The sequence below is a fragment of the Candidatus Bathyarchaeota archaeon genome (assembly GCA_026014745.1).
Taxonomy (GTDB): Archaea; Thermoproteota; Bathyarchaeia; order Bathyarchaeales; family Bathycorpusculaceae; genus Bathycorpusculum.
This window is the reverse complement of record JAOZHS010000002.1, coordinates 683,314-699,822: the sequence shown is the minus strand read 5'-3', so window position 1 is coordinate 699,822 and position 16,509 is coordinate 683,314. Positions and strand designations below refer to the sequence as shown.

The window sequence follows — 16,509 nt, the reverse complement described above, 5'->3', positions numbered from 1 at the left end:
AAACCGAAAAGCAGTGGAAATGGCAAAGCAAGAACCCACAGTTCGCGCTAAAAACTTCAGCGAAGTCGCCCTAGGCTACACGGAAGCGGAAGCCCAAGAAGAAGCCACCCGCTGCCTACAATGCCCCAATCCCATGTGCCGAAGCGGCTGCCCCGTAGAAGTCCCCATACCCCAATTCATCAAAGCCATCAAAGAAAAGAAATACGCTGAAGGCATCCAAATCATCAAATCCAAAAACGCCCTACCCGCAGTCTGTGGACGTGTCTGTCCTCAAGAAGTGCAGTGCCAAGCGAAATGTGTCATTGGCAGAATGGGTGACCCGGTCAGCATCGGACGCCTCGAGCGGTTCTTGGCGGATTGGGAACGCGACAACGGCGCAACGCTACCGCCTAAAGCGCCTCCGACAGGCAAAAAAGTGGCTGTCATAGGCGCGGGACCCGCAGGCTTAACCGTTGCAGCTGACCTCGTTAAACTTGGACACTCAGTCACGATGTTTGAAGCCCTTCACGTTGGCGGCGGAGTGTTATCTTATGGTATCCCCGAATTCCGGCTCCCGAAAGCGATTGTGCAGAACGAAGTTGAATACGTCCAGAAACTCGGCGTCGACCTTCGCGTCGGCAACCTCATTGGCAGAATCCACACCATACCTGAACTAATGAAACAAGGCGGCTACGATGCAGTCTTCATCGGCAGCGGCGCAGGTCTACCAACATTTACTGGTTCCCCCGGCGAGAACCTCGGCGGCATCTACAGCGCCAACGAGTTCCTTATCCGCGTTAACCTAATGAAGGCATTCCAGTTCCCCGAATATGACACCCCCATCCGCATCGGCAAACACGTTGTGGTCATCGGCGGCGGCAACGTCGCTATGGACTGCGCACGGTGTAGCATGCGTTTAGGCGCTGAAGTCATCCTGCTCTACCGCCGCGGACGCGAAGAACTCCCTGCACGTCACGAAGAAATCGAGAACGCTGAAGAAGAAGGCTTACAATGCAAATTCCTTTCAGCCCCAGTTGAATTCTACGGCGACAGCAAAGGCTGGGTGAAAGCCATGAAATGCATTGCTATGGCACTCACCGAACCTGACGCAAAAGGACGAAGAGGCGTCAAAGCCGTCCCAGGCTCAGAATTCACCATGGACGTCGACACCGTCATCATCGCTATTGGACAAACCCCCAACCCCATCATCCAAGGTACCACCGACGGCTTACAAAGCGACCCCCGACACGGCACCATCACCGTGGACGAGAACGGTAAAACCAGCTTAGAGGGTGTCTATGCAGGCGGCGACGTAGCCACAGGAGCAGCCACTGTCATTAGCGCCATGGGTGCAGGTAAACGTGCAGCCAAAGCCATGCATGAATACCTCATGAACAAGAAATAACCCTGTATGGTCTCTTCCTGAGACCTCCCTCCCTTATCTGAAGTATACACAGGGATAATTTTTTTTTCAAATCCTCCCTTACGGAAAACATTTCTTTTACTTAGAAGCAGCGACTTAGCGCACCATACCATAATATAGCTTAAACAAGCACTATGAACTAATGCGAAAAATAAAAGCCTCCAACAGCTACCTAAAAAACCAAGTCCGAAAAAACTTCGCCAAAGCAGCGCTCAGCCTCCTCATCTTATTAGCAGTTTTTGCTCTTCTGATTTATCGCATCGTAACATCTTTACACGTTGGGCTTTTGGAGATAGCGGGTTTTGTTTTCTTGCTGGCTCCGCTGGTAACCTCATACTATTACCTGCGCAGATACCACATCTACAGTGGCGGCTTGCAGGGGGAAAGAAACGTCGCAGACCATCTAACACGCAGCCTAAACGACGACTACTATCTTATAAACGACTTGTATTTGCAGGGAGGCGGCGGCGACATTGACCACGTCGTTTTAGGTCCCACGGGAGTGTTTGTCTTGGAGACCAAAAACTGGAGCGGCAACATCACCTGCAACAGAGACTCTTGGCAACGCAGCGGCAAACAGATTCCCTCTTCGCCCAGCCAGCAAGTGAGACGTAACGCCGCAAAAATCCGCCACATAATTGACAGCTCACCGGACCTGCACGGTTTAGGCGTCTGGGTTGAAGGCGTCGTGGTTTTCACAAACAAACATGCTATGCTGCACTTATACAATCCCGCCGTGCCAATTGTTATGCTTCCTCAACTATCACGTCACATCTCGACGCATTTAAGTCCGCGGCAACTTTCTCGCCAAGAACTTGAGGCCTTAGCTAAAGAGGTTGTGAAGCAAAAGCGCTGAGCGGTTTAGGTTCAGGTGGGGTGATGTTTAGCCAAGCTTTGCGCCTGAAACAGGCGAACGAGGTTATGCTAGTTACAAAGAGGCTGCCGATGACGAATACGTTTGGTAGCGCCCGTTCCCAAGTTGTGAGTGTGTGCAACAAGATGGAGAGACAACAGTACAGTGACGAAACACCTGTAACGAATTGAAAGATATGAAGGATTTTTCTGCCTTCATAAGCTTGTCTTTTTAGCCAGTTTAGCCCTCGTTCCATCCGTTTTGAAACATCAGGTAAATCATCAAGCAGCAGCGCTAATCCTGCTAGGAAAAATACGCGCCCAGCGTTTACGGCTATGCTGTTGGAGTCTACAAAGAATAGGCTGGGCAACGGGATTGGCGTGAATACCATAACAAACGCCGATGTTGAGAGCAGCACGAAGAAGCCGTAGACGTAGTGGTGGAATAGGAAGCGTCCTGTGTGGAGTGCGCGTCCAATGCTGGCGCCGGGGAAGATGTTGATGAAGCCCGCGGCTAACGCCAACCAGAAGATATTGCCGTTAATTAAGAATGGCGCGTAGGGTTCCCAGTAAGGGTAGGATAGGTAGTAGCCGTATATGATGCCTGCAACTGTGGCTATGGTAATTAGCGAGTTGAAGATTAAGGCGATGCTGAATGTTTTCTTTAGGATAACATGGACTGGCGTCTGCATTTCGTTCCCTATGAAGCCTGACTTTTAAACCTACATTCTGGGTTGTTTTGGAGCTTTTTATAAGTAGCGCATATTCAGGGTAAAATTCGCCAAAAAACCTCAACCAAACCCACTGGCTCTTCATACTCTTTTCATTAAGCATTTATACAACCCACACCAACCTAGCACAGAACAAATTCCTTTTGTAAGGTGATAGTTGCATGAAATTTGAAGTAAAGTACAAACCTTCATACGCTCTTTTAGTCGCCGACTTAGACCAAGGCGAAACCCTGACCGCAGAATCAGGCTCCATGACCTACATGACCCCCAACATCGAAGTACATACTCGTAAACGTGAAAAAAGCCTCTGGGGCAGCCTAGGGCTAAGCATCATCGGCGGTCAATCATTTTGGGTTAACGATTACACTGCCACCAACGGTGCAGGGCAAGCAGGGTTCGTTGCGGCACCCGTCGGAGACATCCAACAGCTCTCCTTAACACCCGGACGCGGATACGTCATCCAAAAATCCGCCTACATCGCCTCCACGCAAGGCATCGACCTTGACGTTAAATGGGAAGGCTTCACCAAAGGACTCTTCGGACAAGGTCTCTTCATGATAAAAGCCACAGGTAACGGTCAAATGTTCATCAACACCTTCGGAGCCATCGACACCCACACCCTCCAAGCCGGAGAAACCCTGACCGTCGACAACTTCCACCTCGTGGGCTTTAGCGAATCCTGCAGTTACAGAGTCACCAAATTCGGAGGCTTAAAAGAAACCCTGCTCGGCGGCGAAGGTCTCGTTACCCAAATCACGGGTCCCGGAGAAATCTTTATACAAACCAAGAACCTCCAAGAATTCACCGATTGGCTCTGGACATTGCTGGAACCTAAAGTTCGCAATACCCGCGCACGGTAGAATAACCTTTTTATTTTCTTTTTTGTATGCCCCTTACGGTGTAGTCTTGGGTAGCATTGGACTTGGCACTCTGGTAGGCTTCATTGTAACAGTTGTCCTTAGCATAATCTATCCCGGTTTAGGCTTTCTTTTGGGCGCCCTCATCGGCGGGTTTGTTGCTGGATTAATCGCCCGAGGCATGATTGCAGGCTCCATCGCGGGCGGTCTTTCAGGAATTGCCAGCGCCATAATCCTAGGCATCCTAAGCTTTCTACATGTTATTGTCGTTGAAACGGTACGCTACGGCGTGTTGGGTTTCATATTCGGCGGCTTAGCAGGCATAGTGCTGGGCATACTGGTGCTTGTGCTGGTGACGATTCTTTCAGCTATCGGCGGATTCGTAGGCGGCTTAGTCACCCGATAAAAAAATCCTGTTGCTTCATCCATACACCAACAAACCATTATCTAACCACCCTCATTTCTGCTAATTAGAAACGTGTAGGAGGGACTTTTTTGGGCAGTGTCTGGTTAGGTGCATTCATCGGGTTCTTGGTAACGATAGTTTTGGCTTTTCTTTTACCGGGGTTAGGTCAACTGCTAGGAGCTTTTATCGGCGGAATCGTGGCGGGGCTTGTAGCTCGAGGTGTCAGCAGAGGCTTACTTGCTGGTTTCTTAGCCGGCATATTCGGCGGCATCCTAATTGCAATCGTGGGCTTCATCGGCTTAACCATATTTGGCGGCTTAACCTCTGGGCTGGAAGGCGCACTCTTCGGCGGTTTAGCAGGATTAGCAGTCGGATTGATGGCCATATTGCTCGCGCTCTTCACAGGCATCATATCTGCAGTCGGCGGCTTAATCGGCGGCGCCATAACCCGAGGATAAACGTCTTATCGGTCAATTATGAAGGCTTTCTCATGCGTGGTTCTCTCGGGAAACTGGTCAAGCACCATTTTCTCTTCAGGCTTCTTGCTCAGCACAATGGGCGAAAGCTGTTTGGCGAGTTCTAACGCCGAGGACAGCTTGCTGCTGCGATCCGCATAAATCTCAAACAACACCCCATCCTTATGCACCGTATCACCCAATTTAACATGCAAACGGACGCCTGCACCTTTCTCTTTGGGTGTACCTGCTTCACGGGCAACCCGCACCAAATCATCCGTGCTAAGCCACAGAACCTTCCCCGCACGGTCCGAATGCACCGCCGCCTTGTAGGCACCTATGGGCAAATCGTCAGCTTTAACCGTTGGGTCACCACCCTGTGCCTCAATGATTTCACGCATCTTTCGTTCTGCTTTTCCGCTGTCAATCATGTCCTCTGCCATGCCGCGTCCATTTTCCACGCCGACCAGTTCAAACAGCATCCCAGCTAAACTCACTGCTTTTTCCCTCAAATCGGGGGGTCCACCGCCGCCAAGGGTGGCTAAGGCTTCTTGTGCCTCCAAAACAGGACCCATACCACAACCTAACGGTTGGTCACCAAAAGTCAATGCACACTGTATGGTTAACCCTAAGCGTTTGCCTAAATCCACGAAGTCTGAGGCTAAGGTGTAGGCTTCGGTGCGGGTTTTGATTTTTGCGCCCATGCCCGTGGGGATATCGATGACGACGTGAGTTGCTCCGATGGCTTTCTTTTTGCTTAAAATAGAAGGCAACAACATCGGGTCAATGCCGAGTGGGTACTCGACTTGGATGAAGAGGTCATCAGCGGGCGCCAACTCTAAGGAGCCGCCCCACACCAAACACCCATTAGTCTTCTTCACGACCTTCTTGATTTCTTCAATCGAGAGGTTAACGGGGCAAAGCGTTTCAACACGGTCAGCGGTTCCAGCAGGAGACGTGATGGCTCGCGACGAAGTTTTGGGGATAGTGAAGCCTGCCGCCGCGACGATGGGCACAACTAGCATGCTGGTTTTATCGCCCGGGATTCCGCCGACGCTGTGCTTATCCAGAATGGGGCCTGCGCCGAAATCAAGCGATTTACCCGTGGAAATCATGGCGCGTGAGAGGGCTTCATTTTCGCTTGAACTAATTCCATGAATGCTTAATGCGGTGAGAAAAGCCGCGATTTCTACCGTGCTAAGATGCCGCTCAACAACGTCTTTGACAATGGCGTCTATGTCCTGTTCGCGGAGACGTTGGCCATGGAGTTTAGCTCGGATGTTAAAGAGTGACTCAGGCAACGACGCTAACTGTACGTCGACTACTTCGTCGTCTTTTACTTGGAGGGCTGCTTCGGTTTCCTCGAAGAGTCCAATGCGGTTTTCGGGGAAATGCTCCGCGATGTTAGTGATGGCTATCATTTCTTTGTTGCCATATCGGATTTTTATTCTGTCTGAACTATGCACGCCCAGCAGGTTGGCGCTGTGTTCACCCAGCACCGCAATTCGGTTTCCGCCTGTAGTGATGTTTAAGAGTTCAACTATAAACTCCAAAGAGATACCCACCGTAAGTGATGGGTTTGGAAATAGTTAAAGATTTTAAGGAAAACCCAGTCAAACATCACTGCGAGATGTCTTGCTTTGAAGTACCTAGACTTTATCGATTTAACTTATCGCCCTAAAGAAACTGATTTGATTTGCACTTTTCTGGTTGAACCTGAAGGCATAAGCTTAGAGGAAGCGGCAGGCGGGGTCGCGGCGGAAAGCTCCGTGGGCACCTGGACCGAGCTCACCACCGAGAAACCCTACGTTAAAGCCTTAGCCGCCCACGTGTTCAGCATGCAGGGCAACACCATCAAAATCGCTTACCCCATCGAGCTCTTCGAAGCCTCCAACATGCCCAACATCCTAAGCAGCGTCGCAGGCAACGTCTTTGGACTCAAAGCACTCAAAAACCTCCGCTTACTCGACATCGAATTCCCCAAAGCCCTCCTTGACAGCTTTAAAGGACCCGCCTTTGGAATAGCTGGCATCCGCAGTCTTCTTGTTGTGCCTAAGCGTCCCCTTGTTGGCACTATCATTAAACCTAAATTGGGTCTAAACACCCGTGACCACGCCCAAGTTGCCTATGAGGCTTGGCGTGGCGGCTGCGACGTAGTAAAAGACGACGAGAACCTCAGTAGCCAACGTTTCAACCCCTTCGACGAGCGGCTTGTGCAGACCTTGGAAGCAAGGGATAAGGCTCAGTCTGAGACGGGTGAACGTAAAGTTTACATGATAAACGTCACTGCCGAAACCGAAGTGATGCTTAAACGTGCCCAAAGCGTGCTTGATCACGGCGGCGAATACATTATGATTGATATTTTAACCTGCGGTTGGTCCGCCCTTCAAACCCTGCGTGACCAAAACTTCAAACTTGTTTTCCACGCACACCGCGCAGGTCACGCCGCATTCACTAAGAGCCAAGTGCACGGCATTGCGATGAAACCCATTGCCACCGTCGCCCGCATATTAGGCGTTGACCAACTCCATGTGGGTACCGTGGTGGGTAAGATGTCTGAAACTAAACCTGAAGTAGTCGACAACATCAATGCTTGCAAGTCTGAATTGGGCATTTTGAAGTCGGTGTTGCCCGTTGCCAGCGGCGGCCTGTATCCTCGTCTGGTGCCCGCTTTGCTGGACATATTCGGCAATGATGTGGTGCTGCAGGCAGGCGGCGGCATTCATGGTCACCCTAACGGCACCGCAGCTGGCGCAAAAGCGATGCGGCAAGCAGTCGACGCAACCCTGAAGGGTCTATCGCTTGAGGAATACGCGCAAACCCACAGCGAACTCTCGGTGGCACTCCAAAAATGGCGGGCTTAACCCTGTTGGGTTAACCTACCCCTTTATCTATTACCTTTGCTTTGTTCTTTTGACGAAGCTACAGTGGGCTTCATAGATCTCCTTCGGGTCCAGGGTTTCGTCAAACGCAAATTAGTATAACCAGAAGACACGGAGGAATCTCAAGATGGCGCTGTTTAGTATTATAACCGACGTCTTGATTGTGTTGGCGGCCGCGCTTCTCATCGGAGAAATCTTTCAACGGCTTCGTTTCCCCTCTGTTGTCGGCGAACTTTTAAGTGGCATCATAATTGGACCCTCCCTCCTGTGTTTAGTTGGCCCAAGCGATCCTTTGCAAGCAATCACCTACATCGCTTTGTTCTTCATCATTTTCCACATAGGCTTCGAAATGCGAACCAACAATATGCTGGGTACTATGCGGTTTTCGTCATTGTTTTCAGTTACCAGTTTCTTGGTGCCGCTTGGCTTGATGGTTCTAGCTTCGCTGCTATTCTTCCCCTTTAGTCCTTCAGAGAACTTTATCCTTGCTCTCTCTATCGCAGTGCCCTCTTTGTCTATAGTTTCAGTTCTAATCTGCCAATACAAGCTGCTTAAAACTACCACGGGGCAAATCATACTTGCATCCGTAACCATGTCCGATGTTTTAGCCTTCGTCATACTTGCAGGGATTTTGAAACCTCTCGAAAGCACTCTTACCGTGATTTTGGAGATACTCATCTTCGCAATCGTCTACTTCACCGTAGACCGCATCCTAAACCTCAAAGCCGAAGCATTCCGAAGAATCCTCCTTAGATCCTCCCGATTCTTCAAACGTGATGACTTCGCATTCGCTTTCCTAATTATTGTCGCTTTGCTGGTTTCAGCTATGTTTGAAAGCATGGGGCTGAGTTTTATTCTGGGCGCTTTCTTTGCAGGTCTAATTGTTCATGAAGGTTTAATCGGCGAAAAATCCTATAAACACATTTCCAAGACGCTTTCAACCATGAATAACATCTTCTTTATTCCTCTGTTCTTTGGGTTCGCAGGCGTTGAAGTGGTTCTGGGCAGCATCGATTACCCCTACTACATAGGGTTAGCAGTGCTAATCGCGCTGGGTCTAGGTGTAGGTGTTACCTTGACTTACCATGCTTCACGCCGAATCGAACGATTACATTCCGTGTTGGATGTGGCGCCAAAGCAGTTAGCTGGAATATTGGGTGGTCGCGGCGCCATAGGCATTGTTGTTGCGACGGTTGCTTTTAGTGAAGGCGCCATTGGCGAGATAGGCTTCTCGCTGGTGATTTTGGCGACATTGATTATGTCTTTGTTGATTCCATTTTTGGTGGGTCGAACAGTCAAAATCGAACCCCCGAGTGAACCCATCAGTACCAATAGCTGCGAACTTCCCGAAAAATCAACCTCGCCTCCGCTTGAATCCGACAATTCTGCTTAAGCGTTATCTGTCTTTTCGCGGGATTGCCCGTAACGCTTCTATTAGTTCTGCACCGAATGTAATCTCTGGGTCTTTGGTGATTTGCTCCAAAATCAGCCCAACAAACGGCTGCTGCTTGGTCCGCGAAGGCGTCTGATACATCCCGCCTAACCCCGTTTTGGTCACGTAGAGGAAATCCTCAATGGGCAACCCAAAATGAGCCTGCTTATCCTGAAGCGTTTGCAAGTAACACAGCATCGGGTTGCGTTTCGGCGGCTCAAGTTGGTAGCGATGCCCATTTGCTCGACCAAGCTTTTGGTTAATGAGGACAAAGCGGCGGGCGGCAAGATGCTTTACTGCTTCCCAAAGCGCAAAACAAGGCGTGCCCTCGACTGCGCAGTGGCGGCAGTGTTTGGTTTTTCTATCACCTACCCAGTTTAGGCAGAAGGTTGGGTCCATTTCAGGTTTGGGCTTATTCGGCTTTGACATTTTTTGTTTTGCACTTTTAGAATAGCCATGGATATTTTTTGCGCATTACCTCAAGTACTGACTGGGGAGGAATTATGCCTTCTTCACATATGATGCCGTGGATATAGCGGCTGGGCGTCACATCAAAGGCTGGGTTACGCACCGTTAAGCCTTGGGGGGCGTCAGGCCAGACTTCTGCGGGGTTGCGTTGCTCGATTTTTTCGCATTCACCGCTTAATGTTTCGGGGTCAAACTTGAGAAGCTCCGAAACGACATAGAAGGGTATTCGGGATTCATGCGCAATTACTGCTAAGCCGCCCGTGCCAATCTTGTTAACCACGTTGCCTTCCGAGGTGATGGCGTCTGCGCCAACCACAACGAGGTCGGCTTCATCCATAAAGGTGCGTGCTGCCGAGTCCACAATAAAGGTCGTGTCAATCCCGTATCCGACGAGTTCTTTGGCGGTTATTCGTCCTTGAAGGGCAGGACGGGTTTCGGTGCAGATGACTCGAAAGTTTTTGCCCTTTGCATTAGCCTTTGCAATCATGCGCGTGACCGTGGAGGAATGGCAATGCGTGAAGACTACCGCGCCATCGCGGATGCGTTTAGAACCCACCTCGGCTGTTAGCTCCCTTGACGCCTCCAGATCTGAGAGGAACTGGGTTGCTGCGAAAACCACTGCTTCACGGATGTCTTCGATTTTTTCTGTCGCTGCGGTTTGGGCTTGTTTTATGAGGTAACGGATGGCGTTGCGCATAAGTGGTTCGGTTTCGCGGGAGGCAAAAAAGATGGCTTGGGATTCTTTGAGTTCCTCAAGGAAGGCGGTTTTGGTTTTTGTTTTGGTTTGTTGGGCTTGGGTTTGGATGGCTTTGACTGCGGCTATGGCGACGTTGCGTGCGCCTTGTACTTGGAGGAGGCGGATTTTTTGGGCGGTTTCCTGCACGATTTCTGCCATAAATATTCATCCTTTGAGGCTGGTGGTTACTTCTAGTTGTGGTGAAGCATATAAGCAGTTCATAACTAAATGTGTTGCACGATGTTACCCGACGACGAGGCTATTAACACTATTCTGCGGCCGTTTATTCAGCCGTGGTACGATAGCTTAGAAGACCCCGAAAAAGCTCAGGAACAGGTACTCCAAGACCTCCTACAAAAATATGCCACAACCGACTACGGCGTAGCCCACCATGCCAACCAAATCAGCACTATAGCCGATTATCGGGCTAATTTTCCCATACTCTTATACCCCGCCCTCGCACCCTACCTCTCGCAGGTCAGAGAAAGTGGGTATCAGACGTTTCTTTCTGAACCGCCAGAATGTTGGGTTATGACCCGAGGCTCCACAGGCCGTAGCAAAGTGTTACCCGCAACCAAAACGCACCTCAAACAAATCTATGACTGCGGGGCTCGGGCGCTCATCAATTTCGCCGTCAAAAAGCACAACTACAACGTCTTTTTAGGTGTCATCTTAAACCTTAACTTTCCTTCCGCAGTGCGCACCTTAAACAGTGAGGGCAAAGAAGTCACTTTCGGATACAGTAGCGGCACCTACGCAAGGTTAAACCCCATGTTTGACCGCGTTAGCCTTCTGCCCCGACAGGAACAAATCGACGCGTTAGGAAGCGGTATTGGACGCAAAGACTGGGAGAAACGCTTCGAACTCGCCTATCAAGCCGCCGTCAACGAAAATGTCACCGCCACCATGGGCGTAACACCTGTTATTCTCTCGTTTGCACGCTACGTCAAAAGGGTGCATGGCAAACGTCCAGCGGACCTCTGGAAACTCCAAGCGCTTTTCTGTACCAGCGTGCGCAAAATCCAATTCAAATATGGCCCCGTCCTAAAACGTTACTTTGGCGATGTACCCATCATAGAAATGTACACTGCCACCGAAGGCGCGTTTGCACAGCAAATCGACGATTACCCCTACATAACCCCCAACTACGACGCCTACTTCTTTGAAGTTGCCACAGGAAACGGCGTCAAGATGCTGCATGAACTCAAACGGGGCGAGTGGGGGCGACTCGTAATTTCGTCTTGTATGTTTCCACGCTACGACATAGGGGACATGGTGGAGGCTGCGGGGAACAATTATTTTCGGATTTTTGGGCGCCGAACTACTTTGACGCTGCTTGAGCATCGTCTTTATCGGGCGTTTCTGGGTTGGTTGCTCTAATTTGGGCGGGGAGAGTGTCGGCGTGCAACTAATGCAACATAGACTGCGCCGATAATGATGATGACGCCTATGATTAGCAGCATGACTGCCCAGCTTTCCCCTGAAGTGTAGATGTTGCTGAGGCTAAGAATCGAGAATAACCCGATGGTGATGAGGATTAAGCCGCCGATAAGGTAACCCACGAATCCAAGTTCGCCTTTCTCGTTTTTTTCGCCCTTCTCGTTGTTCTGGTTTTTCTCTTGTTTCTCGTTTTTCTCAGCTTTCTCGTCTCTGCGTTGTGCTGGAGGAACGGGTGGTGCTGCGCCTTTGAGGGATGCGCCGCAGCGGGGGCAAAAAACCATGTTTTCTTCAACTTTATTGCCGCATTTTGGACAATACGACATCAAATCAACCTGCATCTATTTTTATTCAGCTCTGAGTATTTAAAATGTGCAGTTAGCCATCTAAAGGGAAAGGTATATGTTCCAAACGAGTCATATTTTGGCGGGGAAAAAACCGATTGGTAAATGAGCTTAACACGCATTCTTTGCCTGAGAAGAAAAAGGAGAACCTTGTCACAGCCATATACATAGGCTCCCTCTTCATCATACTTGCAGTAGTATATTTCCTCCATGCTGGCACGCTCTGGGATGACATCGTTAACTTCTTTTCTACCTTAACCTTAACGCAGGTTCCCAACACTGGCATCTCGCTACCTGCACCCCTAAACCCAGGTGCCCACGTTGACCTCTACACGGCGGTCTTCCAATTCAGTATAGGCGTAGGGTTCCTTGAAATCATAATCTTAGCGTTGCGCATTTACCTACGTTCGCCGCTATCGCGTAGAGCGGAGACTGTTGAAAACACTGTCTTCTGGCTGGGCACAAGCTACCTCACCATCACTTATCTAGTCAATTTGGCTCAACCCGCAGAATGGTTCGTTTTCTGGGCAGGCATAATTTTGATTTTCGGTCTCTCACTACTTGCCCGAGCATTCGTGCTACTAGCCAACCGCTAAAAACTCTACTTCTTTTTTACTTTAAGCTTCCACCATAGTGCCATAATCTGCCAAAACATATCCCAAGAATCCTTCGCCAAACTAACCTTTGTCGCGCGACCGCTCTTCCATTCCACCGGAATTTCTTTAATCTTAAAAACCGCACCGTGAGCGCGAACCATAAGCTCCGTATCCCAAAACCAATGCCGCGCCCCCACAGAATCCAACAACCCCAACAGTGGCTCTCGCCTAAACGATTTGAAGCCACACTGGTGGTCACGCAGTTTAGAGCCTAACAGGTGCCGCACAAGAAAATTGTAAGTTTTTGAGCTGATGCTTCGCCGCATTGTGCGTTCGGCTTTGCTTTCTGGCATCATACGTGAACCAGTGGCAAAGTCGTAGCCTTCTACGGTTATGGCGTCAATGAGAGGTTTTAGGTATTTTAGGTCCGTGGCCAAATCCAAATCCATGTATGCTAGAACTTCGCCTTCCGCGTTTTTGAAGGCATGATTTAGCGCTATGCCTCTGCCCTGTCGCTGGTCACGGTGAATGTGGCGTACGCAGGGAACAGTTTGGGCGAGGGATTCGGCTTTTTTGTCCGTGCCATCGGTGCTGCCGTCTTCTGCAATGATGATTTCGTAGGTGTAGTTGCTTTGTTTTAGGGCTTCGCTGATTTGGGTGACGGCTGGCTCCAAATAGTCCACTTCGTTGTAGGCAGGTAAAACAACTGAAACGGTGGGTTTGCTGGGTTGTGTCATCTAGAACACCCAGGTTCCTGACCAGTGTAAGCTCTGAATAGTTGAGGGGGAGGTAGGAACGCCTGTGGTGACGGGTAGAAACAGAATAAATACCGCAACAACGGCTGCAAAGTAGATGGCTGCTAAGAGTTTTACGTAGTTTTTGTTCCAGTATCTGCTTATGATGAATGCTGAGGCTAAAATGATGATTGGGACGTTGATGTAGAAGTGGTAGATGAAGACGACTCGCGAGATTAGTATGTAGGGGACCCATTGGAAAAAGAACACCACAACCAAAAATACCGCTGGCATGTTGTCTTTGAGGCTAAAACTTTTGATAGAGGCTTTGAAGTCGTTGATGAAGCTTTTTAGGTTAAATTCCTTGGGGAAAAACTTCCGAAGGGTAAGTAGAGTTATTGAGACGATTGCGGCGAAACCTACCCACCACACCGCTGGGTTACCCATTAAGACTATGCTTGAATTAAACCCGTTAGGCGCTAAGTTATTGGCAGATTCTAGCCAAACAGGAACATGAACTGCCGCGTTGGCGGGGTCAAAGAGAAGTGGCCAACTGAACCACGGCGAAGAGAAAGGATGCGTCGCGGTGAGGGTGGAGTGATAGATGTACATTGAACTCTGCAGTTCCACCACATTGAGCAGTGAGCGTCCGGCGAGCATGTCGGGTACGTAAGTTAGGAAGTAGATTCCCACCGCCACCAGAATTAAAATTAACACTTGTAGGTAGGGTCGGTCGACGAAGACGTAGAGTTTCTCAGAGAATTTACCTGCCGTCTTTCGAACATCGTTTAAGCGTAGCGCCAGCAAAAGCAGCAGTTCCCCTGCAAAGCCGTAGAGTACTAGCCATTTGGAGGAGAAGCCTAAGGCGAAAAACACAAACGACAACGCCAAGGGCAGCAAGCTTGTTTTCCAGCCGTCTTTTATGACGTTTTTGAGGTAAATGAAGTAGCATAACTGGGATGCTAAGTTGAAGAATACGACGTAGGTGTCAGCGGTTCCCATGCGTCCCATGGTTAAATGCATGAAATCAAACGTTAAGAGAAACGCCGCAGAGAATCCGCCTATCCAGGTGCCTACCAATTCTTTACCAAGGAAATATATGAGGGCAATCATGAGGGTGGCAAAAACGACGCCCATTATTCGCCATCCAAAGGGGCTAAAACCAAACATGGCGATGCCTGCCGCTTGAAGGAGTTTGCCCAGCGGCGGATGAGTCCACTCATATGGCATCTGGTTATTGAGGTATTGTTCAGCTGTGCGGACAAAATAGATCTCGTCAAAGTAGGTGTTTTCTCGATAATCCGCCGGGTACACAACCAAGTTCTGTTCATCAATAAGGTTTTGGAGATCAGGGTTGTCGCCTGAGATGTTAGTGATGGATTGGATAGGTACCGATTGGTTCCCTTGGTCTATCACGGCTATTTCGGCGAGGTTAGTTTTGTAGCCCCCTGGCTGGGAAAAGTTGAATTTGAGATACTGGGTGGTTTCGTCGATGGCTATTTCATGCCACTTATAGTAATCTTCCGAGAACCCCGAATCTGACTGCGGCCACGCGTTAACAATTCCGCTCTGCCAGTTGCTTGGTGACCCCGCGGAAATCGTCACGTTCATGGCGCCTTGCTTGAGCAAGATATCCACAGACTTCACATTCACGGGGGCATCTAAGGTTATGTAGAAGCTTTGACCACCGGTGATCTGCGTGGTGGTCGTGGGCGATTGGGTCTGTCCCAGATTCCATGTTGCAAACGAGAGGAACACAATTGACAGTATGACTACGGTGATTACGTCGAGTTTGGTGATTTTGAGTTTTAGGTTAAGCTTCATGTTGTTCCCCCCACTTCAATCGGTTCTTTGGCTGGATGGGCTTTTAGCCATCCCTGCCCCTTAAGTTCATTCCACATCAGATAAACAGCATAAACGAGCATTAATAAATTGATAACGCTCACCGCCAAAACTACAGGGTCTCCTCTTAGGTCTGCAAATCCGGGGTAAGCAGCGACAAGCGCGTTTAACACGTAGGCTTCGTTAACAAACAAGGTTGCCGTCAAAACCCCGTACAGTAGACGGGTTTTCTTTAGTAAGGGGAACATTATTGCGAGCATGCTTATTGCTGGGAACATGTAACGTTCATGAATTCGCGTGGGTAACATAAAGAAGCTAAACAACAGCATAAACGCCGCGAAAATCGCAAGGTAATCGCCTGAAAATCCAAACCGCTTATACAGGACAAAGAGCGTGAATGTTGTGGCGACTCCAAACAGTGCCCAACCCACGATGAATAAGCCACCTGCATCTGACGCCCAAAGACCAACCAGCCCCCATAGATTAAACGCATTTGCCGAGGTAACGGCGTAGCCGCCGTAGGCGCCAAAATAGATGTTGCTAAGGAACGTTATGGGGTTCCCGCCAGTCCACTCAAACGGCGCAGCCACCAGCAGAACCATCAAGGCAAATGCTGCAATAGAGGTGAGTAGCCGCTTTACGTTGCTCTTCATGTAAATCAATAGTATGAGCAGCGGCGCTAACGCGATGCCCTGCGGTTTTACTAGTATGCCTAACGCGAACGTGATAGCAGCGGCTTCGGGTTTGTCTTTAAGCGCCAGAAACAGCGAAAGCACCAAGAAGAAGGTGTAGACGGCGTCATATTGCCCCCAGACTGCAGCGTTGTAGATGACTGCGGGGTTAAAGACGTAGAGGGCGGTGGAGAGTAAGGCAACTTTAAAGGTGGCTTGCCGACGGACAAACATGTAAATGAGCAGTCCCGTGGCTAAGTCGAAGAGGTTGGGGACGACTTTAACCATGGCTGCCATGCTGAGGTTAGCGGCGTTTGCCAATGAGCCGAAGAACCAGAATATGTAAACGTTAAACGGTGGGTAATCGGCAAATCCAGCATTCTGGTAGAAGTCGTGTATGCCGTAAGTTGTCGCCGTGCTAAACCACGAAGTAAAACAATTCGTGTCGGTTTGGTAGCCTTGTAGGGGAAACAGCAGAACCCTAACTAAAGCGGAAACGGCAAGAACCAACGCTAAAAGACTAATTTCACGTTTATCCCATGAGAAGTTAACCACGTTTCCCCTCTCACGAAGATACACGCGGCTTTGGAATAAGAAGCTTTTTCCAAAACCAACCCCAACCTGCCCTCTATGGTTTGACCTAAAAAAACGCCAATACGACCTA

The 16,509-nt window shown here is 49.6% G+C and carries 17 protein-coding genes; 9 read left to right on the top strand and 8 right to left on the bottom strand.

The window, feature by feature from the left end; all coding sequences use genetic code 11:
• Positions 1 to 19: 19 nt before the first annotated feature.
• Both gltA and NWE92_10280 read left to right on the top strand, forming a co-directional pair.
• Entirely contained in the window at positions 20 to 1,384 is a 1,365-nt protein-coding gene (gene gltA / locus NWE92_10285; GenBank protein ID MCW4030016.1) for an NADPH-dependent glutamate synthase, read from the top strand.
• Positions 1,385 to 1,544: 160 nt separating this feature from the next.
• On the top strand, positions 1,545 to 2,258 hold the full coding sequence (locus NWE92_10280; protein MCW4030015.1) for an NERD domain-containing protein: 714 nt from the start codon (positions 1,545 to 1,547) through the stop codon (positions 2,256 to 2,258).
• On the opposite strand, the gene NWE92_10275 is transcribed toward NWE92_10280, so the two are convergent.
• The gene (locus NWE92_10275; GenBank protein ID MCW4030014.1) at positions 2,230 to 2,946 is read right to left on the bottom strand and encodes a hypothetical protein; all 717 of its coding nucleotides are present in this window, start codon (positions 2,944 to 2,946) and stop codon (positions 2,230 to 2,232) included. The genes NWE92_10280 and NWE92_10275 overlap by 29 nt on opposite strands.
• A gap of 200 nt (positions 2,947 to 3,146) precedes the next feature.
• Between NWE92_10275 and NWE92_10270 the strand changes: the two genes are divergently transcribed.
• The 3 genes from NWE92_10270 to NWE92_10260 all read left to right on the top strand — a co-directional run bounded on the left by NWE92_10270 (position 3,147) and on the right by NWE92_10260 (position 4,706).
• Positions 3,147 to 3,845 carry a TIGR00266 family protein gene (locus NWE92_10270; GenBank protein ID MCW4030013.1) on the top strand — a complete coding sequence of 233 codons (699 nt, stop codon included), beginning with the start codon at positions 3,147 to 3,149 and terminating at the stop codon, positions 3,843 to 3,845.
• A 46-nt stretch (positions 3,846 to 3,891) separates the two neighbouring features.
• Positions 3,892 to 4,248, top strand: a complete 357-nt coding sequence (locus NWE92_10265) for a DUF5518 domain-containing protein (GenBank protein ID MCW4030012.1) — start codon at positions 3,892 to 3,894, stop codon at positions 4,246 to 4,248.
• A gap of 89 nt (positions 4,249 to 4,337) precedes the next feature.
• Positions 4,338 to 4,706: a DUF5518 domain-containing protein gene (locus NWE92_10260; protein ID MCW4030011.1), complete on the top strand. Its 369-nt coding sequence runs from the start codon at positions 4,338 to 4,340 to the stop codon at positions 4,704 to 4,706.
• Positions 4,707 to 4,711: 5 nt separating this feature from the next.
• Here the strand turns inward: NWE92_10260 and NWE92_10255 are convergent, their stop codons facing one another.
• A complete protein-coding gene (locus tag NWE92_10255) occupies positions 4,712 to 6,256 on the bottom strand; it encodes an AMP phosphorylase (protein ID MCW4030010.1) in 1,545 nt (514 codons plus the stop codon).
• A gap of 87 nt (positions 6,257 to 6,343) precedes the next feature.
• Between NWE92_10255 and rbcL the strand changes: the two genes are divergently transcribed.
• The gene (gene rbcL, locus NWE92_10250) at positions 6,344 to 7,567 is read left to right on the top strand and encodes a type III ribulose-bisphosphate carboxylase (protein ID MCW4030009.1); all 1,224 of its coding nucleotides are present in this window, start codon (positions 6,344 to 6,346) and stop codon (positions 7,565 to 7,567) included.
• 145 nt (positions 7,568 to 7,712) lie between these two features.
• Positions 7,713 to 8,978, top strand: coding sequence for a cation:proton antiporter (locus NWE92_10245; GenBank protein ID MCW4030008.1), 1,266 nt, complete (start codon positions 7,713 to 7,715; stop codon positions 8,976 to 8,978).
• A 3-nt stretch (positions 8,979 to 8,981) separates the two neighbouring features.
• Here the strand turns inward: NWE92_10245 and NWE92_10240 are convergent, their stop codons facing one another.
• Positions 8,982 to 9,446, bottom strand: coding sequence for a hypothetical protein (locus NWE92_10240; GenBank protein ID MCW4030007.1), 465 nt, complete (start codon positions 9,444 to 9,446; stop codon positions 8,982 to 8,984).
• A gap of 16 nt (positions 9,447 to 9,462) precedes the next feature.
• The gene (locus NWE92_10235) at positions 9,463 to 10,380 is read right to left on the bottom strand and encodes a ribose 1,5-bisphosphate isomerase (GenBank protein MCW4030006.1); all 918 of its coding nucleotides are present in this window, start codon (positions 10,378 to 10,380) and stop codon (positions 9,463 to 9,465) included.
• An 81-nt stretch (positions 10,381 to 10,461) separates the two neighbouring features.
• Here NWE92_10235 and NWE92_10230 point away from each other — a divergent pair, with 81 nt between their 5' ends.
• Positions 10,462 to 11,601: a GH3 auxin-responsive promoter family protein gene (locus tag NWE92_10230; GenBank protein MCW4030005.1), complete on the top strand. Its 1,140-nt coding sequence runs from the start codon at positions 10,462 to 10,464 to the stop codon at positions 11,599 to 11,601.
• Here the strand turns inward: NWE92_10230 and NWE92_10225 are convergent.
• Entirely contained in the window at positions 11,598 to 11,984 is a 387-nt protein-coding gene (locus NWE92_10225) for a zinc-ribbon domain-containing protein (protein MCW4030004.1), read from the bottom strand. The genes NWE92_10230 and NWE92_10225 overlap by 4 nt on opposite strands.
• A 116-nt stretch (positions 11,985 to 12,100) precedes the next feature.
• Between NWE92_10225 and NWE92_10220 the strand changes: the two genes are divergently transcribed.
• A complete protein-coding gene (locus NWE92_10220; protein MCW4030003.1) occupies positions 12,101 to 12,598 on the top strand; it encodes a hypothetical protein in 498 nt (165 codons plus the stop codon).
• A 5-nt stretch (positions 12,599 to 12,603) separates the two neighbouring features.
• Here the strand turns inward: NWE92_10220 and NWE92_10215 are convergent, their stop codons facing one another.
• From NWE92_10215 to NWE92_10205, 3 genes are read right to left on the bottom strand one after another with little or no spacing between them, the layout of a single operon-like run.
• The gene (locus NWE92_10215; GenBank protein MCW4030002.1) at positions 12,604 to 13,335 is read right to left on the bottom strand and encodes a glycosyltransferase family 2 protein; all 732 of its coding nucleotides are present in this window, start codon (positions 13,333 to 13,335) and stop codon (positions 12,604 to 12,606) included.
• Positions 13,336 to 15,156, bottom strand: coding sequence for a glycosyltransferase family 39 protein (locus tag NWE92_10210; GenBank protein MCW4030001.1), 1,821 nt, complete (start codon positions 15,154 to 15,156; stop codon positions 13,336 to 13,338).
• Positions 15,153 to 16,400: a glycosyltransferase family 39 protein gene (locus NWE92_10205; protein ID MCW4030000.1), complete on the bottom strand. Its 1,248-nt coding sequence runs from the start codon at positions 16,398 to 16,400 to the stop codon at positions 15,153 to 15,155. The genes NWE92_10210 and NWE92_10205 overlap by 4 nt, the downstream gene beginning before the upstream one ends.
• Between the last annotated feature and the right edge of the window lie 109 nt (positions 16,401 to 16,509).